The sequence below is a fragment of the Arthrobacter sp. TJ-178 genome (assembly GCF_058269275.1).
In genome coordinates this window covers 310,673-331,741 of sequence record NZ_JBZCNK010000004.1, presented here as the reverse complement: position 1 = coordinate 331,741, position 21,069 = coordinate 310,673, and the positions used below count along the sequence as shown (strand labels likewise).

20 protein-coding genes, 2 tRNA genes and 1 other RNA gene are annotated in these 21,069 nt (G+C 64.6%); 11 read left to right on the top strand and 12 right to left on the bottom strand.

Going from position 1 to position 21,069, the window contains the following annotated elements; genetic code table 11:
* The first annotated feature begins 133 nt into the window (after positions 1-133).
* The 3 genes from AC4D2Q_RS13180 to gnd all read left to right on the top strand — a co-directional run bounded on the left by AC4D2Q_RS13180 (position 134) and on the right by gnd (position 2,923).
* Positions 134-206: transfer RNA gene (locus AC4D2Q_RS13180), tRNA-Val, on the top strand.
* A gap of 304 nt (positions 207-510) precedes the next feature.
* On the top strand, positions 511-1,401 hold the full coding sequence (locus tag AC4D2Q_RS13175) for a serine hydrolase (RefSeq protein ID WP_490946895.1): 891 nt from the start codon (positions 511-513) through the stop codon (positions 1,399-1,401).
* A gap of 85 nt (positions 1,402-1,486) precedes the next feature.
* Entirely contained in the window at positions 1,487-2,923 is a 1,437-nt protein-coding gene (gene gnd, locus AC4D2Q_RS13170; RefSeq protein ID WP_490946890.1) for an NADP-dependent phosphogluconate dehydrogenase, read from the top strand.
* 70 nt (positions 2,924-2,993) lie between these two features.
* Here gnd and epsC read toward each other — a convergent pair whose 3' ends face one another.
* From epsC to msrA, 3 genes are all read right to left on the bottom strand, one after another.
* Positions 2,994-3,578 carry a serine O-acetyltransferase EpsC gene (epsC, locus tag AC4D2Q_RS13165; protein ID WP_490946888.1) on the bottom strand — a complete coding sequence of 195 codons (585 nt, stop codon included), beginning with the start codon at positions 3,576-3,578 and terminating at the stop codon, positions 2,994-2,996.
* Between the two features lie 53 nt (positions 3,579-3,631).
* The gene (cysK, locus tag AC4D2Q_RS13160; protein WP_490946886.1) at positions 3,632-4,567 is read right to left on the bottom strand and encodes a cysteine synthase A; all 936 of its coding nucleotides are present in this window, start codon (positions 4,565-4,567) and stop codon (positions 3,632-3,634) included.
* Positions 4,568-4,679: 112 nt separating this feature from the next.
* Positions 4,680-5,204: a peptide-methionine (S)-S-oxide reductase MsrA gene (gene msrA / locus AC4D2Q_RS13155; protein WP_490946883.1), complete on the bottom strand. Its 525-nt coding sequence runs from the start codon at positions 5,202-5,204 to the stop codon at positions 4,680-4,682.
* Between the two features lie 133 nt (positions 5,205-5,337).
* Between msrA and AC4D2Q_RS13150 the strand changes: the two genes are divergently transcribed.
* The 3 genes from AC4D2Q_RS13150 (at position 5,338) to AC4D2Q_RS13140 (ending at position 8,063) form a co-directional block, all read left to right on the top strand.
* Positions 5,338-6,252, top strand: a complete 915-nt coding sequence (locus AC4D2Q_RS13150) for a Nif3-like dinuclear metal center hexameric protein (protein WP_490946880.1) — start codon at positions 5,338-5,340, stop codon at positions 6,250-6,252.
* Positions 6,253-6,323: 71 nt separating this feature from the next.
* Positions 6,324-7,064 carry a zinc ribbon domain-containing protein gene (locus AC4D2Q_RS13145; RefSeq protein ID WP_490946878.1) on the top strand — a complete coding sequence of 247 codons (741 nt, stop codon included), beginning with the start codon at positions 6,324-6,326 and terminating at the stop codon, positions 7,062-7,064.
* A 3-nt stretch (positions 7,065-7,067) separates the two neighbouring features.
* The gene (locus AC4D2Q_RS13140; protein ID WP_490946874.1) at positions 7,068-8,063 is read left to right on the top strand and encodes a reverse transcriptase-like protein; all 996 of its coding nucleotides are present in this window, start codon (positions 7,068-7,070) and stop codon (positions 8,061-8,063) included.
* 30 nt (positions 8,064-8,093) lie between these two features.
* Here the strand turns inward: AC4D2Q_RS13140 and AC4D2Q_RS13135 are convergent, their stop codons facing one another.
* Positions 8,094-8,876: a YaaA family protein gene (locus tag AC4D2Q_RS13135; RefSeq protein ID WP_490946872.1), complete on the bottom strand. Its 783-nt coding sequence runs from the start codon at positions 8,874-8,876 to the stop codon at positions 8,094-8,096.
* 88 nt (positions 8,877-8,964) lie between these two features.
* Between AC4D2Q_RS13135 and rnpB the strand changes: the two genes are divergently transcribed.
* From rnpB to AC4D2Q_RS13120, 3 genes are all read left to right on the top strand, one after another.
* Positions 8,965-9,365: RNase P RNA component class A (rnpB, locus tag AC4D2Q_RS13130), an RNA gene on the top strand.
* A 146-nt stretch (positions 9,366-9,511) separates the two neighbouring features.
* On the top strand, positions 9,512-10,795 hold the full coding sequence (locus tag AC4D2Q_RS13125; protein ID WP_490946870.1) for an MFS transporter: 1,284 nt from the start codon (positions 9,512-9,514) through the stop codon (positions 10,793-10,795).
* A 134-nt stretch (positions 10,796-10,929) separates the two neighbouring features.
* Positions 10,930-12,396 (top strand): glyceraldehyde-3-phosphate dehydrogenase, encoded by a 1,467-nt coding sequence (locus AC4D2Q_RS13120; protein WP_490946868.1) that lies wholly within the window; start codon positions 10,930-10,932, stop codon positions 12,394-12,396.
* 81 nt (positions 12,397-12,477) lie between these two features.
* On the opposite strand, the gene AC4D2Q_RS13115 is transcribed toward AC4D2Q_RS13120, so the two are convergent.
* The 4 genes from AC4D2Q_RS13115 to orn form a co-directional block, all read right to left on the bottom strand.
* Positions 12,478-13,050, bottom strand: a complete 573-nt coding sequence (locus tag AC4D2Q_RS13115; RefSeq protein WP_490946866.1) for a peptide deformylase — start codon at positions 13,048-13,050, stop codon at positions 12,478-12,480.
* Positions 13,051-13,109: 59 nt separating this feature from the next.
* Entirely contained in the window at positions 13,110-14,264 is a 1,155-nt protein-coding gene (locus AC4D2Q_RS13110; protein ID WP_490946863.1) for an acyl-CoA dehydrogenase family protein, read from the bottom strand.
* A gap of 163 nt (positions 14,265-14,427) precedes the next feature.
* Positions 14,428-14,503 (bottom strand) — tRNA-His (locus AC4D2Q_RS13105).
* A 142-nt stretch (positions 14,504-14,645) separates the two neighbouring features.
* Positions 14,646-15,248, bottom strand: coding sequence for an oligoribonuclease (gene orn / locus AC4D2Q_RS13100; protein WP_490925886.1), 603 nt, complete (start codon positions 15,246-15,248; stop codon positions 14,646-14,648).
* Positions 15,249-15,577: 329 nt separating this feature from the next.
* Here orn and mptB point away from each other — a divergent pair, with 329 nt between their 5' ends.
* The gene (mptB, locus tag AC4D2Q_RS13095) at positions 15,578-17,116 is read left to right on the top strand and encodes a polyprenol phosphomannose-dependent alpha 1,6 mannosyltransferase MptB (protein ID WP_490946861.1); all 1,539 of its coding nucleotides are present in this window, start codon (positions 15,578-15,580) and stop codon (positions 17,114-17,116) included.
* Here the strand turns inward: mptB and AC4D2Q_RS13090 are convergent.
* Positions 17,079-18,350 carry a glycosyltransferase 87 family protein gene (locus tag AC4D2Q_RS13090; RefSeq protein ID WP_490925884.1) on the bottom strand — a complete coding sequence of 424 codons (1,272 nt, stop codon included), beginning with the start codon at positions 18,348-18,350 and terminating at the stop codon, positions 17,079-17,081. The two genes, mptB and AC4D2Q_RS13090, sit on opposite strands and share 38 nt — an antisense overlap.
* 117 nt (positions 18,351-18,467) lie before the next feature.
* Here AC4D2Q_RS13090 and AC4D2Q_RS13085 point away from each other — a divergent pair, with 117 nt between their 5' ends.
* A complete protein-coding gene (locus tag AC4D2Q_RS13085; protein WP_490925883.1) occupies positions 18,468-18,884 on the top strand; it encodes a DUF3224 domain-containing protein in 417 nt (138 codons plus the stop codon).
* Between the two features lie 14 nt (positions 18,885-18,898).
* Here AC4D2Q_RS13085 and AC4D2Q_RS13080 read toward each other — a convergent pair whose 3' ends face one another.
* The 3 genes from AC4D2Q_RS13080 to AC4D2Q_RS13070 all read right to left on the bottom strand — a co-directional run bounded on the left by AC4D2Q_RS13080 (position 18,899) and on the right by AC4D2Q_RS13070 (position 21,024).
* Positions 18,899-19,648: a M50 family metallopeptidase gene (locus AC4D2Q_RS13080; protein ID WP_490946859.1), complete on the bottom strand. Its 750-nt coding sequence runs from the start codon at positions 19,646-19,648 to the stop codon at positions 18,899-18,901.
* A gap of 61 nt (positions 19,649-19,709) precedes the next feature.
* The gene (locus AC4D2Q_RS13075) at positions 19,710-20,471 is read right to left on the bottom strand and encodes an anti-sigma factor (RefSeq protein ID WP_490946857.1); all 762 of its coding nucleotides are present in this window, start codon (positions 20,469-20,471) and stop codon (positions 19,710-19,712) included.
* Positions 20,452-21,024, bottom strand: a complete 573-nt coding sequence (locus AC4D2Q_RS13070) for an RNA polymerase sigma factor (RefSeq protein WP_490925880.1) — start codon at positions 21,022-21,024, stop codon at positions 20,452-20,454. The genes AC4D2Q_RS13075 and AC4D2Q_RS13070 overlap by 20 nt, the downstream gene beginning before the upstream one ends.
* Between the last annotated feature and the right edge of the window lie 45 nt (positions 21,025-21,069).

The following is a 21,069-nucleotide window of genomic DNA, read 5'->3' as shown; positions in this document are numbered from 1 at the left end:
AAGCGGGATGGCACTGACTGTCCAATAACCGCCCTCTCGAGCCGATTAGGCAAACTCCCCAAACGTCGGGTAGAGTAATTCCTCGTGATGCGGCGCTGATCAGGGAAACCTGAAAGGCATAACGGTCACAAAAGGGTCTTTAGCTCAGCTGGTAGAGCGCCACGTTTACACCGTGGATGTCATCGGTTCGATCCCGGTAGGACCCACCGAAAAGTACAGCGAACCCGCCGTCCGGCACCGGACGGCGGGTTTTGTTTTGTCCGGATCCCACGGGCAGCGGAGCGTGTTTTTGGCCACCCGCCAAAGCGCCGACCGTTGAATTTTCGAGGGTGCACTTCCGCGCTCCCAGCCTTCCAACAGGGTCCACTGCTATCCCTGAAGAGTCAGGGGCACCTGCACTCGGCAGGGTACGGAAAACCTCCCGGGCAGGTGCAATTCGCCAGCAGATTGAAACGAACAGGGGGTGCAGGCATGCACAGTGCAATCAGACGTTCCTTGGCAGCAGCTGCCGTGCTGCTTCTCCCGCTCACCGCGGTTGGCTGTACAGAGGCGGCTGATCCGAATCCGGATCCCGCCCCCGGGGCGACGCAGGAAGCCCCCGACTCTCAGCCCTTCCCGTCCGAGCAGGCCGACCTGCTCTCGTCCGCTCTTGACGACTACGCGGCGGGGACGGACACCGAATTCTCTGCGGCTGTCTACGAATCCTCCACGGGCCAGGCCTGGCACTACAACCCGGATAACAGCTACCTCGAAGCCAGCCTGGTAAAAGTGCCCATCCTGCTCACGCTGCTGCGCCAGGCAACGGACGAGCAGCGGGAGCTGACCCCCGAGGAGGAAGAGCTCGCCGTGATGATGATCGAGTACAGCAACAACGACTCGACCACGGCGCTCTATGAGGCGGTGGGCGGAGCCGAGGAACTGGGCCGGACCTATGACCTGCTCGGCGTGACGCGGACGGAAGCCACTGATATCTGGGGCGCCAACGACACCGGCGTCGAAGACCAGCTCCGGATCGCCCGTGCCGTCCTGGACGGCGTGGACTGGATCAACGGCAGCCTGCACGGCTTCGCCGTGGAACTCATGGAAAACGTGGACGCCGGCCAGAGCTGGGGCATCGGTGCCGGGCTTCCCGCCTTCAGCGCGGAGATTGCCCTCAAGAACGGCTGGCTCCAGGATGACGACAACGTCTGGAACGTAGGCAGCATGGGATTTGTCCGGGCCGGTGACAACAACGACTATGCCGTGGTGGTCCTGACCTCAGGAACCTCCACCATGGAAGACGGGGTGGCCGTGGTGGAGGAGGTGGCCGGTGTGATCAACACGTTTGAATCCACCGGCACCACCGGAACCACCGGCACGGCCGACACGGAAGGCCCCGTGTGGCGGGTGAGCGGCCCGTAAGCATAGGCTGGAGGATAAAGACGGCGGGTGAGCGCCGATCGTTGTGCCCCCATTGCCGGGGCACCCGAAGAATCCTGGAGAGAACTTGAGCGCACAAATTGGCGTCACCGGCCTTGCTGTTATGGGTGCAAACCTGGCCCGCAACCTGGCCCGGAACGGCTACACCGTAGCCCTGCACAACCGGTCCATCGAAAAGACGGATGCACTGTTGTCCGCGCACGGCGATGAAGGCGACTTCATCCGCACGGAGTCCCTGCAGGAACTGGTGGACAACCTTGAAAAGCCCCGGCGGGTCCTGATTATGGTGAAGGCCGGTGCGCCGGTGGATTCCGTGATCAACCAGCTGGTGCCGCTGCTGGAGCCCGGTGACATTGTCATCGACGCCGGCAACTCACACTACGAGGACACCCGCCGCCGCGAGGCTGCTTTGGCCGAGAAGGACCTGCATTTTGTGGGCGTCGGCGTGTCCGGCGGAGAAGAAGGCGCGCTGCTGGGCCCGTCCATCATGCCCGGCGGCTCGCGCGAGTCCTATGACTCCCTCGGTCCCATGCTGGAAAAGATTTCCGCCAAGTATGACGGGCAGCCCTGCTGCAGCTGGATCGGCACCGACGGCGCCGGCCACTTCGTCAAGATGGTTCACAACGGCATTGAGTACGCGGACATGCAGGTTATCGGCGAGGCCTATGACCTGCTCCGTTCGGCAGCAGGCATTGAGCCGGCCGAACAGGCCAAGATCTTCACGGAATGGAACACCGGTCAGCTCAGCTCCTTCCTGATCGAAATCACCGCCGAGGTCCTGGCACACACAGACGCCAAGACCGGGAAGCCGTTCGTGGACGTCGTCGTGGATTCGGCCGGCCAGAAGGGCACCGGCCGCTGGACCGTGGTGTCCGGCCTGGACCTGGGTTCGCCGGTATCCGCCATCGCCGAGTCCGTCTTTGCCCGTGCACTGTCTTCGCAGCGCGGCCAGCGGGAGCAGGCACAGGAAATCCTCGCCGGCGGCGAAGCAGCCGTGGAACTCCCTGACACCTTCGTGGACGACGTCCGCCAGGCACTGTATGCCTCAAAGCTCGTCAGCTACGCACAGGGCATCGACATGCTCAACAGTGCAGCCAAGGAATACGGCTGGGACCTCAAGCTGGACCAGATCGCCTCCCTGTGGCGTGCCGGCTGCATCATCCGGGCCGAGCTGCTCGATGACATCATGAAGGCCTACGCAGGCGACCAGGCTCCGGCCAATCTGCTCCTGGCTCCGGCATTTGCCGAATCCATTGCTGCCGCTCTGCCGGCCTGGCGCCGCGTCGTGTCCGTGGCAGTCCAGCTGGGCATCCCCGTGCCCGTATTCAGCTCTTCCCTGGCTTACTACGACGGCCTGCGCCGCAAGCGCCTGCCCGCCGCACTGACCCAGGGCCTGCGCGATCTCTTCGGCGCGCACACGTACAACCGCGTGGACACGGACGGAACCTTCCACACGCTGTGGAGCGGGGACCATTCCGAGGTTGAGGCAGTGGACACCCACTAGCACCCGCCCGGAGCGCAGAAAGGCCGCCGGCACCAAGAGGTGCCGGCGGCCTTTCTGCGTCTAATCAGCGTTAGATGTAAATCGCGGGATCAATGTATTCGGCCGGATCCACGGCCGCCTGGGTTTCTTTCACCTGACGGTGGCGCCAGCGCGCCGGGATCCCGGTGATGATGGAATCGGCGGGAGCGTCCTTGACCACCACGGCGTTGGCGCCGACTGCACTGTTCTTGCCGATGACCACCGGACCCAGGATCTTGGCCCCCGCACCCACCGTGACGCCGTCGCAGAGGGTTGGGTGGCGCTTGATCCGCGCCAGGGAGCGCCCGCCCAGGGTCACCCCGTGATAAAGCATGACGTCGTTCCCGATTTCGGCGGTTTCACCGATCACCACGCCCATTCCGTGGTCGATGAAGAAACGCCGGCCGATTCTCGCCCCCGGGTGGATCTCGATGCCCGTGGCAAACCGGGTCAGCTGGGAGAGGATCCGGGCGGGGAACCGCAGCCCCGGCCGGGCCCACATCCGGTGGGTCAGCCGGTGCATCCAAATGGCGTGCAGCCCCGAGTAGACCACAAGGTTCTCGAAAGAACCGCGCGCGGCCGGGTCATGGGACGCGGCGGCGTCGAGGTCTTCACGCAGGCGTGCAAGGAAGCTCACAGGGGACTTTCTGGTCAGGCGGATCCGGGCGGGATCCGGAAACGGTGCGGGGATCAGCCCCGGATGTCGTCGTAAAGCACAGTGGAAATGTAACGCTCTCCAAAGTCGCAGACCACGGCGACAATCAGCTTACCGGCGTTTTCCGGGCGCTTGGCGAGTTCCAGTGCTGCCCACACGATGGATCCCGAGGAGATGCCGCCGAGGATTCCTTCCTTGGCGCCCAGGGCGCGGGCGGTGGCTACGGAGTCCTCGATGGACGCATCAATGACTTCGTCATAGATGGTGGTGTCCAGCACCTCGGGAACAAAGTTGGCACCCAGGCCCTGGATCTTGTGCGGGCCCGGGGAGCCGCCGTTGAGGATGGCCGAGTCCTTGGGCTCGACGGCAACAATCTGCACGCCGGGCTTGCGCTTCTTCAGGACCTGTCCGACGCCGGTGACGGTGCCGCCGGTGCCCACGCCGGCAACAAAGATGTCGACCTTGCCGTCGGTGTCTTCCCAGATTTCCTCGGCGGTCGTCCGGCGGTGGATCTCGGGGTTGGCAGCATTGGCAAACTGCTGGGCCCAGATGGCGTTCTCTGTGGTGGCCACGATTTCCTTGGCCTTGTCCACGGCGCCGCGCATGCCTTCGGAGCCGGGAGTCAGGACAATCTCGGCACCGTAGGCGCGGAGCATGACCCGGCGCTCGGTGGACATGGTCTCCGGCATGGTCAGGATGACTTTGTAGCCCCGGGCTGCACCCACCATGGCCAGGGCGATGCCTGTATTGCCGGAGGTGCCTTCGACGATCGTGCCGCCCGGCTTGAGCGCCCCGGCCTTTTCCGCTGCGTCAACAATCGCCACGCCAATGCGGTCCTTCACGCTGTTGGCGGGGTTGTAGAACTCGAGCTTGACCGCGACCTCGGCGTCGAGGCCTTCGGTCAGGCGGTTCAGCCGCACCAGCGGCGTACCGCCGACCAGCTGGGTGACGTCGTCGTAAATCCGTGCCATGGTATGTCCTCTATCCGTCGGAATGTCTGTTCGGAAGTCTGTTGGCTGTGGGGGCGCCGCCGGAAAGCCTGTAACGGGCCCGTTCAAGCCTACCCTCAAGCATGGGGATGGCTCAGTTGTCAAGCCATTCGGCGTAATATTTCCGGGCCTTGGCCAGCTTGGGATTGATGATCACCTGGCAGTACCCCTGTTCGGGGTGCTTGGCATAAAAATCCTGATGGTAGTCCTCCGCCACGTGGAACTGCGGCAGCGGCGAAATTTCCGTCACGATGGGGTTGTCCCAGTGCGACTGGGCCCGGTCCCGCGCCTTCTCGAATTCCTCGCGCTCGGTCTCGTTCGTATAGAACATGGAGGACCGGTACTGGGTTCCGACGTCGTAGCCCTGCCGGTTGAGCGTGGTGGGGTCGTGCGAGATGAAGAACATGTCCAGGATCACTTCGCCCGGAATGATGTCTTCGTCGAAAGTCACCGCCACAACCTCGGCATGCCCGGTGGTGCCGGAGCACACACTGTCATAGTCCGGATGGGCGGTGTGCCCGCCGGTGTAACCGGATACGACTTCGGTCACGCCGCGGGTCTTCTGATAAAGGGCGTCGAGGCACCAGAAGCAGCCTCCGCCAAGTACATAGGTCTTCATACCCTGTATCAATGCATGTGCGGCCGTATTGATTCCCGCTCTTGCGCGCGGCTCCGGGCAGAGCCGCCGGGAAAGCCGCCAGTGCGGCGCGCCCGAATTGAGCGGGGCAAACCCAGCGGGTAGAACTGGACCTATGCATACAGACCAGCCCGAGCACACAGGCCAGCCCAAGCGCACAAGCCAGCCCGAGCACGCAGGGCAGCCCGCCGTTCCCACCCTCGGCGACGTGCTCCGGATCGCAGAGGAACTGTGGCCCGAAGCCCTCGCGGAAGGATGGGACGCCGTTGGCCTCGTGGCCGGACAGCCCTCCCGGGAAGTTCAGCGGATCCTCTTTGCGGTGGACCCCACCTCGGCGGTCATCGATGAGGCCCTTGAATGGGGTGCAGACCTGCTGCTGACCCACCATCCGCTGTTCCTGAAGCCGGTCCATTCAGTGGCCGCCACCAGCTTCAAGGGCAACGCCGTGCACCGCCTGATCGAGGGCGGCTGCGCGCTGCTGGCAGTGCACACCAACGGCGACAGCGCCGTGGGCGGTGTCTCGGATGTGCTGGCTGATGCCTTTGGCCTGAAACATGTGGAGCCCCTGGTTCCGGCAGCGGACGGATTGCCGGAGGAAGGCATCGGGCGGGTGGGTGAACTGCCCGCGGCTGCCACGCTGGCCGATTTCGCGAAGCTGGTCTTCAGCATCCTCCCCGCGGTGGCCGGCGGTGTGCGCGTAGCAGGGGACCCGCACGGGCTGGTGCGCCGCGTAGCTGTCTGCGGGGGTGCCGGAGACAGCCTTTTCGACGCCGTCCGCCGGCACCGGGCTGACGTTTACGTCACAGCTGACCTTCGCCACCACCCGGCCTCCGAAGCCCGTGAGGCGGCGGTGAACGACCGCCCCTATCTGATTGATGTGTCCCATTTCGGCAGTGAATGGTTGTGGTTGACGCCTGCAGCCCGTGCATTGGAGAACGTTCTGAACGATCACGGGTTCAGTACGGAGATCCGGATCAGCACCACCAACACGGATCCGTGGGATTTTGTGCTGACACCCGGGCTGAACTGATCTGCGGCCTTGGCATAGGCTAGGGGGGAAGAACCGGGCCGGGTGGCCCGGTCATAGGTGGAGGTTTTTCGGTGGCAAAAGCATCGTCGGCGGAGCAGCTGCGGCTGCTCGATTTGCAGGCTCTGGACAGTACGGTCCGCAAACTTCGGAACCGGGCACGCAGCGTCAATGACAATTCCGCCATCGCGGACCTCGCCATGGAGCGGGCCGCAGCGCAGAGCCGGCTCGTTGCCGCTGCCACCGAGGCCGCGGACATCACGCGTGAACTGACCCGTGCCGAGGCCGACGTTGCCTCCGTGGCAGCCCGCGTGGAGCGCAACCAGAAGCATCTGGACAGCGGCAGCGGCACGTCCAAGGAGCTCACCTCACTGCAGAGCGAAATGGAGTCGCTGAAGCGGCGCCGTTCCGACCTGGAGGATGTGGAGCTGGAGGTCATGGAACGCCTGGAAGCTGCCAAGGCAGTGGAGGACCAGTCCCGCCGGGAAGCTGCCGACCTGGATGCCCGGATGGCCGCGCTGGAGGAAAAGCGCGACGCCGAGCTGGCCGAGATTGAATCGGAACGCCGCGCCGTCGTTGCTGACCGCGACGAACTCGCCGCTACCTTCGAGCCCGATTTGCTCGCCCTTTACGAAAAGACGCTGGCCAAGCACGGCATCGGTGCTGCGCGGCTGTACAACGGTACGTCGGAAGGCTCCGGCATGCAGCTGAGCCCCGGGGACCTCGCGGACATCCGCCGGGCCGCTGAGGACGACATTGTCTTCTGCCCCGACTCCGGCTGCATCCTGGTGCGCTCCGATGAGTGGAGCAGCTGAGAAGTGACCCTGTTTGACCCGTCTGACACCCCCGCCGAACCGTCCCGGAGTGCGGCCCCCTCCGCGTCCCGGCGCACGCTGATTGTGGAGGCCGACGGCGGGTCCCGCGGCAATCCCGGGCACGCCGGTTACGGTGCCCTGGTGCGGGATCCGGACACCGGGATGATCCTCGCCGAAAAGGCGCAGTACATCGGCAAGGCGTCCAACAACGTTGCCGAATATTCCGGTTTGGTGGCGGCGCTGGAAATGGCGCACGAGATTGATCCGGACTGTTGGATCCTCGCCAAGATGGACTCCAAGCTCGTGGTGGAGCAAATGAGCGGCCGCTGGAAGATCAAGCACGAGGACATGCAGAAACTGGCCGCGAAGGCCCGGGGAATAGTGAACCCGCGGCGCGTGAAGTACCAGTGGATTCCCCGTGAGCTGAATAAGGATGCCGACCGGCTCTCCAACGAAGCCATGGATGCCGGGATGGCCGGAGTTCCGTGGGTGCAGAAGGGCGGCGCCGCAAAAGATCCGATGCCGCAGGACGCACCCGAAGCAGAAGCGGTGCCTGCGGAGTCGGCACAAGCAGAGCCGGCAGCGGCTCCGGCGCCTTCCGGCCGGCTGCACCACACCGAGCTGTGGGTCCGCGACTTCGCCGCAGCGGAAACTTCGCTGGGCTGGCTCCTGGAGCGGCTGGGATACCGGCGTGCCGAGGGCTGGGACACCGGCGCCCGGTGGCAGGGAGCGGACAGTTATATTGTCATCGAGGCCGGGCCGGATGTGCTGGACGCGGACCATGAGCGGCGGCGGCCGGGGTTGAACCATCTGGCCTTTCATGCCGGCTCGCGCGCCGACGTGGACCTGCTCACCCGCCGGGCGGCCAGCCACGGCTGGACGCTGCTCTTCGCCGACCGGCATCCGCATGCAGGCGGGCAGGGCCACTACGCCGCGTATCTGGAAAACAGCGAGGGCTTCGAAGTGGAGCTGGTCGCGGAGGGTTCCCCCTCCGCTTAACTGGGCCCTCCGCTTAACTGGGCTTGCCGGTTAACTGGGTGAGGGGGCCTGACCCGGCAGGATGATGTTGAGCTGATACGGCTTGCGGGCCGTGGCCGGGACCAGTTCCGCTTCCCACTTCTCGGATGCAGCCGCTAGCAGCTGTTCGGGCGTCTGCGGGTCGGTTCCGGTGCGGCTCAGCAGATGCCGGGCGAGCTCTCCGCGGGTGTGCTTGGCAAAGTGGGACACCACTGTGCGCTTGCCGTTGCGTACCTGGAAAACGTTCACGGAGGCGGCTGCGGCCGGTTCCGGCGCCCAGGCGGCGGCGTACGTGCTGGAGCGGCAGTCCACCACCAGCTGCCCCCGGGCATGGTCCGCGAGGACCTCCGCCAGGTGCTTCTTCCAAAACGATGCCAGTTTGCCCGTTTCCGGGAGTTTTACCGCCATGGACAACCGGTAGGCGGGAATGGGGTCACCAAACCCCAGCGCGCCCCACAGTCCCGAGATGACGACGACGGCGTCGTCGGCCTTGCGCTGCTGGGCGGCGGTCAGGGAGGCATAGCCCAGAGCGTCGTAGAGGACACCGGTGTAGATGCGGTGAGCCGGGGCGCACGGTTGCTCAGCCAGCACAGTGTTCCGGCGCACCTCAGCTGCCAGTGATGAACCGACACCGAGGACAGTGTGCGCATCCTCCGCCGTGCTGGCTTCCGCCAGAGCAGCGAGGACCTGTTTGCGGGCATCGTTGAGTTCGGGGAAATGCAGCAGGTTCGGGTCAAAGACCGGACCGGTTGCGGCGGGCGTTTTCCCTTCGGAGGGCGGCAGCAGAATTAACACCAATTAATCGTACGCGAGCCGGATTGCTGGTCCCCGCGGCTGCCCGGGCAGCAGGGGCAGGGCGGAGACGGTAGCATTAGAGGCTGGACGGGTTGGCCAGGCGATCGCGTTGGTTCCTTTTTGCGAAGGACCGCCGAGGAAAGTCCGGGCTCCGCAGAGCAGGGTGGTGGGTAACGCCCACTCGGGGAAACCCGCAGGCCAGTGCCACAGAAAAGAAACCGCCGCGGACGGTGGTCCGTTTGGATCAGCGTCTTCGGTAAGGGTGAAAAGGTGGTGTAAGAGACCACCAGCGTTCCGGGTGACCGGTTCGGCTAGGTAAACCCCACCCGGAGCAAGGCCATACAGGACGCGTTTGAGGGCTGCTCGCCCGATGCGTCCGGGTAGGCCGCTTGAGGGCGCCGGCAACGGCGTTCCTAGATGGATGATTGCCGCCTCCGGTCCGGTAACGGTCCGGGGATACAAAACCCGGCTTATCGGCCAACCCGTCCCTTCACAGCATTCCTCCGCACACCGGACTCTTCTCCGGAACGCTTCGGCAATAGTGTTCCTGTTTTTTGGCACTGTTTTTTCGAAGGATTTGCCCAAGCGTGTTGTCTTAGCGCGTTCGCCGGGTGCCGCGGGGCTATTGTGTGGAAATGTCCAGGACTACTACCAAACCGCGGCCGCTGGTGCTCCGCAATGCCAACTTCCGCGCACTGTGGGTTTCCTCCACCGCAGGCATCTTCGGAACTTCCGTGGCGGCAGTGGCGCTTCCCCTGATTGCGGCCGTGGAACTGGATGCAACAGACTTCGCTGTGGCGGCGCTTTCCGGGGTGGGATTCCTGCCGTGGCTCCTGTTCGGGCTTCCGATCGGAGTCCTGGTGGACCGCTACCGCCGCAAGCCCGTGGTTCTGACGGCACTGGTGATGCGCATTGCGGTACTGATGTCCCTGCCCGTGGCCTTCTGGCTGGACCGCCTCACCGTGGCGCAGCTTTTCGTGGTCTCCTTCCTCTCCGGGCTGGCTGCGGTCTTCTCAATGCTCGCGGAATCCGCGCTGGTGCCCCGCGCCGTGAAACGGGAAGAACTGATTGAAGGCAACGGGCTGATGACCGGGTCGGCAGCCTCTGCGGATGCAGTGGGCAGGGGCCTGGGCGGCTGGCTCACCGGTGTCTGGGGCGCATCGAACTCGCTCCTGCTGCAGGTGGCGGCCTCCGCCGTATCCCTGGCGTCCGTGGCAACCCTCAAAGTGCAGGAATCCGTCAGCGACAACCCGGGATCGGTTCGGATCTTCCGGGAGATGGGCGAGGGGCTCCGGTACAGCTTCAGCACCGCGCCCCTGCGGGCCATCCTGCTGGTGGGAGCCCTGTGGAACCTGGGCGGCGCCATCGTTGTCTCGCTGATGGTCATCCTTGTGGTGCGCACGCTGGGGGAGTCCGGCGCAATGCTCGGATTCCTCACCGCAGCTACGGCACTGGGCGGAACCTTGGGCGGCCTGACGGTGAAACGGGTGACCCAGCGTCTGGGTTCAGGAACCGTGTGGCGTTTTTCCATGGTGCCGGCAGCGGCCGGGTACGGCAGCCTTCTCCTGATGAGCCCGGGGTGGGGAATGGCGCCCGGTTTCGCCGGGTTGTTCGTCGCCGGATACGGCATCTCCATGAACGTGGTGGTCTCCACCAGTTTCCGCCAGCGGGTGTGTCCTCCGCAGATGCTGGGCCGGCTGGGATCCGCCTCCCGGATGGTGACTTGGGGCATGCTGGCCATTGCCGGTGTCATCGGCGGCCTTTTGGTGGACGCCCTCGGCATCCGCGGCGCCATTCTCACCGGTTTGGCTGTCGCCTTCCTCGCGCCGGCCGTGGCAGCGTTCGGTCCGCTGAGGGGTATCCGGCACCTGGAGGACCTGGAACCCGAACGGGACCTGAGCCCTGCGGAAACCCCCTAAACGTCCTGCACGCGCTGCAGCAGATGTGACGGACATCTCGTCAATCCGGCGGAGGGGACCAATGTGTCCTAATACACTGGGGAGGACGACCAACCGGCACAAAGCGGTGCCGGCTGAAAAAAGGATGTGAACTCTTGAGCCAGATCTCCGACGCCTGCCTTGATACCTGGATGGACCGCGAGGCCCTCGCCGAGGCAATGATTCCGCTGATCGGGCGGCTGTACCGCGAAAACAGCGTGGTGACCTCGGTATACGGCCGTCCACTGGTCAACCGCTCCGTTATCGACATACTCAAGGCCCACCGCTTCGCCCGGCAGATCGATGAAGTGGAACTGCCTGTTTCCGACACGTTCCCGCTGTTGCAGGCACTTTCCGAGCTTGAGCTCGGCGCCGCGTCCATCGACCTTGCCCGCCTGAGCCTGAAGTACAAGGCGGAGGGCGCTGACCGGGACCTGGAAGATTTCCTGCGCGAAGAGCTGGCAGACGTAGCGGGCCGGCACGGGGCCGATAACCGCACCAGCACCGACGTCGTGCTCTACGGCTTTGGCCGCATTGGCCGGCTGCTGGCGCGCATCCTCATCGACCACGCCGGCGGCGGCCAGGGACTGCGGCTCCGGGCAATCGTTGTCCGGAAGGGGGCCGAGAACGACCTCGTGAAGCGGGCGTCACTGCTGCGCCGCGACTCGGTGCACGGTGCCTTCGACGGAACCATCACCGTAGACGAGCAGAACAACACCATCCTGGCCAACGGAACCCTGATCCAGGTCATCTACTCGAACGATCCGGCCACCGTGGACTACACGGCCTACGGCATCTCCAACGCAGTGGTGGTGGACAACACGGGCCGCTGGCGCGATGAAGAAGGCCTGTCCCAGCACCTGGCCGCCAAGGGCGTGTCCCGCGTCCTGCTGACCGCCCCGGGCAAGGGCAGCCTCAAAAACATCGTGCACGGCATCAACCACGATTCCATCACCGATGAGGACCGCATCGTCACTGCGGCTTCCTGCACCACCAACGCCATCACTCCGGTCCTGAAGGTGCTCAACGACAAGTTCGGCATTATCCACGGGCATGTGGAGACGGTGCACTCGTTCACCAATGACCAGAATCTGATCGACAACTTCCACAAGGGCGACCGCCGCGGGCGTTCCGCTGCCCTGAACATGGTGATCACCGAAACCGGTGCGGCCAAGGCCGTGGCGAAGGCGCTGCCGGAGCTGGCCGGGAAGCTCAGCGGCAACGCTATCCGGGTTCCCACCCCCGATGTGTCGATGGCGATCCTGAACCTGAACTTCGAGACCTCCACCACCAAGGAAGAGATCAACACCTTCCTGCGGGAGACCTCGCTGAATTCGGACCTGCACAAGCAGATCGACTACATCGATTCACCGGAAGTGGTCTCCACCGACTTTGTGGGTTCCAAGCGGGCCGGCATTGTGGACGGGCTGGCCACCATCTCCAACGGCAAGAACGCCGTCCTCTACGTCTGGTACGACAACGAGTTCGGCTACAGCTGCCAGGTGATCCGCGTGCTGGAGGAAATGGCGCATGTGAATCCGCCGGCTTATCCGCGCGTCGCGGAGCTCGCAGCGTCGATCTAAGCGGTTTCCACCCGCGAAACAGCAGAAGGTGCGCTTCCCAGGGCTGGGAAGCGCACCTTCTGCTGTTTCGGCGGCCGGGTTTTAGTGGCCGAACGGATCCGGATCGACGCCGGGCATCCAGGTCAGGCCAGGAACGTTCCAGCCGTGGGCCTTGATGGTCTTTCGGGCCTTGCGGCTCCACCGGTCGTTGAGCTTGTCCACGTACAGCTTGCCGTCCAAATGGTCGTACTCGTGCTGCAGGACGCGGGCAAACCAGCCGGTGGCTTCAAACTCCACGGCCGCCCCGTTTTCATCGAAGCCGGAAACCTTGGCCCACTCGGCGCGGTTGACCGGGAAGTTCTCTCCCGGCATGGACAGGCAGCCTTCGGCGTCCTCTTCCGGATCCGGTGCCGAGCCCGGGACCTTGGACGTGATCAGCACGGGATTGATGACGACGCCGCGGTCCGGGGCGTCGTCCTCGTTCGCGAAGTCAAAGGTGAACAGGCGCAGGCCCACGCCCACCTGGGTCGCTGCCAGCCCAACACCGTTGGCAACATCCATGGTCTCGTACATGTCCGCCACCAGGGTGCGCAGTTCATCATCGAACTTTTCCACCGGAGCGGCTCGGCGGTGCAGGACGGGTTCGCCGTGGATGACGATGGGACGGACGGTCATTGCTGGTCTTTCTGTTGAACGGATGGTTGTGGAAGGCCTTCGGAGGAGGACAGGTGCGGTTAGGCGGTGATCTTCCGGCCGATGACTTCGCGCATGATCTCGGAGGTGCCGCCGAAAATCGTCAGCAGCCGGGCGGCGAGGAAGGCCTGGGCAACGGGGTATTCCAGGATGTAGCCGTAGCCGCCGTGCAGCTGCAGGCAGCGGTCGGTGATGGACTTGACGCGCTCACTGGCCCAGAGCTTGGCTTTGGCCGCGGAGACGGCGTCCAGCTTCCCCTCGTTGAAGGCGACAATGGCCGCATCCACGTACGCCTCGGTGACCTCCACCTCGGTCTCGATGTCGGCCAGGGCAAACCGGGTGTTCTGGAAGTCGGCAATACGCTCGCCGAAGGCGCTGCGCTCCTTGGTGTACTGCACTGTGGCTTCGAAGATCTGCCGGGCCACGGCGGAGGATGCGACGGCGATGGCGAGCCGGCCCTGGGGGAGCTGGCCGGCGGCGTATTCCAAGCCGCGGCCCACCTCGCCCACCAGGTTGCCTTCGGGGACACGGACGTCGTCGAAGAACAGTTCGGCGGTGTCCGAGGCCTTCAGGCCCATCTTGTCCAGCTGGCCGCCGGTCTTGTAGCCCTCGGTCTTTTCGACCATGAACATGCTGAAGGAATCCCGGGCGCCGCGGCCGGTTCCGCCGTCGGTGCGGGCCAGGACCAGGGAGGCGTCACCGCTGATGCCGTTTCCGATGAACGTCTTCTGTCCGCTCAGGCGCCAGCCGCCGTCGTCGCGCACTGCCTTGGTGCGGATGCCGCGCAGGTCACTGCCGGCACCGGGCTCAGTCCAGGCGACGGAGGTGACGGTTTCGCCGCTGACCATGCCCGGCAGCCAGCGTTCCTTGAGGTCATCGGAGCCGTAGGCCAGCAGATGGGGGAGGACCATGTCATCGTGCAGGTGGAAGGCCAGGCCGACGGCGAGATGATTGGCCCTGGCGAACTCCTCGTCCAGCACGGCGCGGTAGCGGTAATCCGGCATGCCGGCGCCGCCGAATTCCTCCGGCACGGCAAGTCCCAGGAGGCCCTGTTCTCCGGCGGCCGTCCACAGCTTCCGCGGCATGATGTGCTCGGCATCCCACTGGGCGTACCCGGGAGCGACTTCGCGGGAGTTGAACTCCCGGGCGAGGTCGCGGAAAAGCTCATGGTCTTCTTCGAACAATCTGCGCTCCAAGCGGCGCCTCCTCAACGTTTGGCCGCAGTACGGTCCAGCGGCGGTGCTGCCGCGGCGCGGTCCGGGCAGTCTTTCCAATCAAGTCAAACACAAGTGCAAACACAACAAAGGCCGCCCCGATGAACCGGGACGGCCTTTGCGAAACTGGACCTGCCAGCTTCCTTGGGGTGAGTAACGGGGGTTGAACCCGCGACCTCCTGGACCACAACCAGGCGCTCTGCCAACTGAGCTATACCCACCATGTGCCTCGGATAACATATTCGCAAAGTCCAGGCGAGTGGTCTGTGCGAACTCATTTATCTGAGGCAGCGGAATCAAGCTTACACGGTTTTTGGAGTACTCCTGACCAAGTTGCCGCCGGGAGGCCCAAATGTGACCGAGCTAACTTTTGAAGCTCTCCGCAATCTTCTTGGCCGTTGCCGAATCCGGGCCCGGAGCGGGCACAAAAACGGCCTGCCGGTAATAGCGCAGCTCGTTGATCGAATCCACGATGTCCCCCAGTGCGCGGTGGTTGCCGGTCTTGGCCGGAGCCTGGAAGTAGGCACGCGGGTACCAGCGGCGGGCCAGTTCCTTGATCGTGGAGACATCGATGATGCGGTAGTGCAGGTAATCGATGACCGCGGGCATGTCCCGGGCGAGGAAGTTCCTGTCCGTGCCCACCGAGTTTCCGGCAAGCTGGGCCTTCTTCGGTTCCGGAACCCACTTGGTGATGTATTCGATGACCTGGGCTTCGGCCTCGGCCATGGTCATTCCGCCGGGCAGCTCATCCAGGAGCTTGGACGCGGTGTGCATGTTCCGGACAAAATCACCCATCTGGGCCAGCGCGGCGTCATCGGGCCGGATGACCACATCCACCCCGTCTCCCAGAATGTTCAACTCGGAATCGGTCACCAAGACCGCCACTTCAATGAGGGCGTCATTCTTGATGTCCAGGCCGGTCATTTCACAGTCGATCCAGACAATGCGTTCATTAGTAATTGGCACAGGACCAATGTACCGCGCAGCCGCCGGGGATGCGCCGGGCGGAAAGCGGTCAGCAACGTGATGGCTTCCGGCGTATGTGACGCATCCCTCACTCCGGCCGAACCGGTCCGCCGCGTCCGTGCATCCGGGCTTTGCACACTCTGCGGTGCTAATATCTTGGCTACTGACGGTCCTCGCCGCGGTGTGATCGGTGCCTGTCCTTCAGCTTCCGGAAACACCATTTACGCTGCTGAGTTCTTCCCGCGAAAACAGGTTTTGCCGCAGTCCCGGGCTTTGTGCCGGCGGGCCGTTGGGTAACTGTACAAACCCCAAAGATTGGAACCACGTAGATGACCGCCCAGGTCCCCGCGACCGAGCCTTCGTCTCCGGGCCCGGAGATAGCGAAAGCTCTCAACCCCAACGTCGCGATTATCCAGGGCCTCATCGGTTCCCTGCTGATGCTCGCGGGTTCACTCGGCGTCGGATGGCTCTCCCTCGCCTCGTATGACCTGCGCCGGAACCCGGTCATCATGTGGCTCCGCTTTGAGCCCGAGGGGGCAGTGCTCGCGGTGTTCATGCTGGCCGTGGGCGGGATGCTCCTGGTCCGTTCATGGTTGCGGCTGGGCCAGCGCATTACGTCCTGGGGGCCGGAAAGCCGGCCCGTGGTTCTCAAAGCCATAGTCGCTTGGGCGGCGCCCATGTGCGTGGCGCTGCCTCTCTTCAGCCGCGATGTCTTTGCCTACATCACCCAGGGGCTGGTGATGGTCAGCGGGCTGAATCCGTACAAGGACGGCTATTCGCAGATTTCCAACTACGTCCAGATCGGCGCCGACGACCTGTGGGCGCAGAGCCCCACCCCTTACGGCCCCGTCTTCCTGTGGCTGGAGGAAATCGTGGTCCGGGTAACCGGCGGCCAGCCGGAGTACTCCATTCTCCTTTTCCGGCTCATCTCGCTGATCGGCGTGGCCCTGTGCGTGTACTACGTGCCCAAGCTCGCCGAACTGCACAACATCAACCCGAACCGGGCATTGTGGCTTACCGCGGCCAATCCGCTGTTCCTGACCACCTTCATTGCCAGCGTGCACAATGACGCACTGATGATCGGGCTGGCCCTGGCCGGCCTGTACCTGGCTGCCACCAAGCAGGCCATTCCCGGCATTCTGCTGATCACCCTGTCCGTGGGCATCAAGCCGATCACGCTGATCCTGCTGCCCTTCGTGGGCCTGATGTGGGCAGGCAAGGGGGCGTCCTGGCCGCGCAAGTTCCTCTACTGGTTCATGACGGCCGGAATCTCGCTGGGACTGCTCTGGATCCTCGGCATCGTCAACGGCCTGGGGTTCGGCTGGGTGGGCGCCCTGAGCACCCCGGGCAGCGTGTGGATCTGGTACGCACCGGTGGGCTTCCTCGGCATGCTGGTTGCCACGCTGGGCAACGCGCTCGGTCTTCCGGGCTGGACCTTCGCGGACATCGTGCACACCGTTGGCCGGGTTGCTTCACTGCTGATCGTGTTCTGGCAGATGTTCGTGGGCGAGTACAGCCGGCTGGTGCGCCGCCTCACCCTGGCGTTTGCCGCCATCGTTCTGCTCGCGCCCATGATCCAGTCCTGGTACGTGGTGTGGCTGATCCCGCTGTTTGCCGTCACCGGCATCCGCAACGACTGGCAGGTCAAGACGCTGTACCTGGTGGTGTCCTTCTTCATGGTCTACGCGATCAGCGATCAGCTGGACATCTGGCCCTACTTCGACTTCAGCCTCACCGCCGCCCGGCAGATTGCTGCCGTGACGGCGCTGGGCTTCGCGCTCTACCTGATCTTCCTGGATCCCAAGACAAAGTCCCTGTTCCGGAAGAAGCTTACGGAGCCGTCTCCGGGCGAACTTCGGGTGCACTGACCCGGCTGCTGCCGCCGGCCTTCGTCAGCCGGACAATGCGCACCACTGACCAGCCGAACAGCACCAGCAGCAGGACGTTTCGCAGCGTCAGCAGCGCAGCGACCACCACGTTGAGGTCGTTGTACAGGGCGGCATAGAACATCGGATACACGAGCGTGGTCAGCGCCGCGATTGCCGGCATCAGGATCGCGGGCACCCGCCAGCTCCGGCCTTCCCAGGCCACGCCAACGGCAATAACCGCGCCCAGCCACAGCATGAACTGGGGCGAGCCCACCTTGTTGAACACGATGAACGCCGCCACAAGAGCCAGCGACCCGGCGATGAGCAGCTGTCCGGCGTCGGCCCCGCGGCGCAGCGCCCAGATCAGCAGGACGACGACGGCGAGGGCGGCCACCGCCAGGAGCGGCGTCATCAGTGCTGCCACCGGTTCACCCAGCGCGCCGCGCACCTCGCGCGTATTGATGATTTTGTCCTCGAAAATGTACGCCCCGGAACCGTTCCCCAGGATGGCCTGCCACAGGCCCGGCGTGGTGAACGGGGCTTCCATCTGCATGCCGCGGGCGCCCTGGGCTCCGACGAAGGAGAGCAGATGGCGGACACCTCCGCCTGCGATGACAATTCCGGCCATCACCACTGAGACTGCCGCTCCGGTCAGCACCAGGGTCAGGCGGCGGCGGGAGGCCACCAAAACGGCCAGAATGACAGCTGCGGGCCACACCTTCATCCAGGTGGCCACGGACAGCAGGGCGGAGGCAACCACCGGGCGGCTGGCGAGCAGCAGCAAACCGATGATCACCAGCGGGGCCGTGAGCCCGTCCACCCGGCCCACGGCCACCGGGCCCAGCAGTCCGGTGACTGCCAGCCACCAGTAGGAGGCTGCGTACCGGGCGGGGGTTGCCGGTTTGCTGATGACGGCCACGGCTGCAGCGTTCAGCGCCGTGAAAATCGCAAACCACGCCAGCTGGTAACCTCCCCAGCCGAAAACCGCGGCAAGGAGCATCGGCAGCAGCGCCCCGATCGGATAGACCCAATCCGCGCTGATGCCCTGCCAGACGCCGTCGTTAATTCCCTCAAAAGCCCACTGCCGGTACAGGTTGATGTCACTGAGGACTCCGCCGGAGAAGATCAGCGACGACAATGCCGCGAAGAACACCAAATGGACCAGCGTGAAGCAAATCCATAACGATTTGCGGCGCATGAAGCGCTCCTGAACAGAGGACTTATTCAGCGACATTCCGGGTGGTTCTCCTTAGGTGATGCAGGTGCTGTGCACTGTCCAGGCACAGCGATAAGGGTACCGGCGGCCGTGCCGCGGCATGCAATCCGTGCCCGGACACGGGATACTGGAAAGATGACCGACGGAATTGAACAGGTAATTACGGCCGATTTTGATGTCTCGCAGTGGGAGCCCACGCCTTATCAGGTGGAGGGCACCAACAGTGAACTTTCCACCGTTCGCGCGGTGAAGATTTTTGAAGGGGACATTGTCGGCACCAGCGTTGCGGACCTCATCATGGCAGGCAACGCCGTCGGCGCCGGTTATGTGTGTTCCGAGGTCTTCGCCGGATCGATTGCGGGCAGGGAAGGGACCATGGTGATCCAGCACTGGGGCGTGGCGGAGGGAACGGCGACGGCCAGCTCCGGCCACATCATTCCGGGCTCAGGCACTCACGGGCTGGCAGGAATTGCCGGCAAGGCTGTTTTCACCCAGGAACCAGACGGCCAGCACCGGCTGGAACTGCGGATCACGCTGCCCGAGCAGGCCTAAGCCGAATCCCTCCGCTACACGGACACCGGCCAGGCCCACCAGAAGACGGCTGCTGCTGACGCCGCAATGACTGCGGCAAAGGCCGTCAGCCACAGCCCCGACGGCAGCCCGGTGCGCTGGTACAGGATGAAGGCGTCAGAGCTTTGCAGGGACCTCCGGCGCCGGGTGTGGACGCTGAGCAGGTTCAGCCAGTCCCGCACCGCTCCCGCGAGCAGTGCCATGCCGATCCCCAGCGTGATGCACGAGACCGCAAACGGCGAAGAAAACCACACCAGCAGGACGGAAACGCCGGCGCAGCCGAACGCGATGAGCAGCCCCTGGGCATTGCGGATGAACACCAGTGCGGCCAGCAGGATCAATGCCCCCGCGGAGAGGGCAAAGCCCGCCCAGCCGGTGAACGCCGCCCAGATCAGGAGCGCACCCACTACGGCCGGGACGGGATAACCCCAGAACCCGGTCCACGCTGCTGCGAAACGGCTGCGCCCCATGCTGCGCATCTGGCCGGAATGGTCGAAGTGCAGCTGGATTCCCTTGACCACCTGGCCGGTCATCAGCGCGGCGAAGGCATGGCCGAGTTCGTGGACAAACGTGACGAAGAGCCCGAACCAGCGCCAAACACCCCGGGGGAGAGTCAGCAGGCCTGCGCCCGCGGCGATCAGCAGCAGAACCGGCAAGGACACTTCCAGCGGATCGCCGCGGGTAAAGCCTTCCGCGACCTTTGAAAACCACGCACCGATGACGGCCCCGGCAGTTCCGGCATCCACTAATACATTCTTTCCACTTAGAAACGGTTGCTGCAGATTCTTCCGCTGCGGATGACCTGCGCTACAGGTCCAGCTGTCCGCGCAGAATCGAATCGCCGGAGTGGGCGGGATTGCCGTCATCCGGTTCATCGGAGATGTCCACCACGGGATACTGCTTCAGGTCCAGGTCGGCAGGCAGCTCGAAGGTGCCTTCGGTGCCGTCCATGATTCCCACGCTGACCATCGATGACGCGTCCGGGGCCAGCAGCCACACCTCGCGGTAGCCCCGTGCCTCACTGCTGCTGGAGGTCACCACGAGTTCCCGCCTGCCGTCCGGAAGCTGGTCCACGACGGCGCTGCCGGTGTCGGAGTATGCGGCGAGGGGTGTCAGATCCACAGAGGCAACCACTTCCGGGCCCGGCTGGTTGACCTGGCGGACCGCGCCCCAAGTGCCCGCCGCGGCAACGACGACGGCGGCTGCAGCCGCTGCCAGCCAGGTACCCGTGCGGCGCCGCCGCGCGCCGGCAAGCGACGTCACGGGGGCGGTGGAACCGGCCGGCCGCGCTGCCGGCGGGGTCTGCTGGTGCGCCGGTGCCAGCGGATCTTCGCGAAGACTTTCATCGAGGTTCAGTTCACGGTGAATGTTCTCCCAGACGGAGGAATCGGGTGCCGTTTCGCCTTCATCCTGCGCGGTTCCCGCCAGCCGGGCGGCGGTGACCACGCGCTCGAAGGAACCCAGATCAGCCCGGCAGCGCGGGCAGGAGTCCAGATGGGCACGTTCTTCGTCGGTGGCCGGTTCACCCAACGCCAGGAGGGTGAGCGCGTCATCGTGCAGGTGCTGCATCACTGACCTCCAATCGTTGCCTCAGATGGACGAGGCTTCGGCGTATATGGGTTTTAACGGTTCCCAGCGGCATTTTGAGCCGGTCCGCAATTTGCTGGTGGGTCAGGTCTTCGTGGAAGGCCAGCCGAAGGATGGATCCCTGCGGTTCACCGAGCCGGTCCAGCTCCGCTTCGATCACCACCTTGTCCGCGACGCGGTCCGGGTTGCCGACTCCGTCGTCGGCCTCTTCCCGCCTTTGCGATGCCGCCACCTCCCACATGCTCTCTTCGCGGGTCCGTGAGGTTCCCACGCCCACCGCAAAGTTTCGGGTGATTCCCACCAGCCAGGCAAGGAGGGTGGACCGCTCGGGCGAGTAGCTGGCCCGGTATTTCCAAGCCCGGATGAAAACTTCCTGGACCACGTCATCGGCGGCCGCGGCGTCGGCGAGGCGCCGCAGGGCCAGGGACCGGACCAGGGGAGCAAACCGCCGGTACGCCTCGGCGAGGGCAGCCTCGCTGCCGGAAGCGAAGGCACGGTCCAGTGCGGCATCCTGCTCCGGGGAACCGGCTGGCATCGGGTGCGGACTCCTGATCTCGGGAAGCCGCTCCCGTGCTGCGGG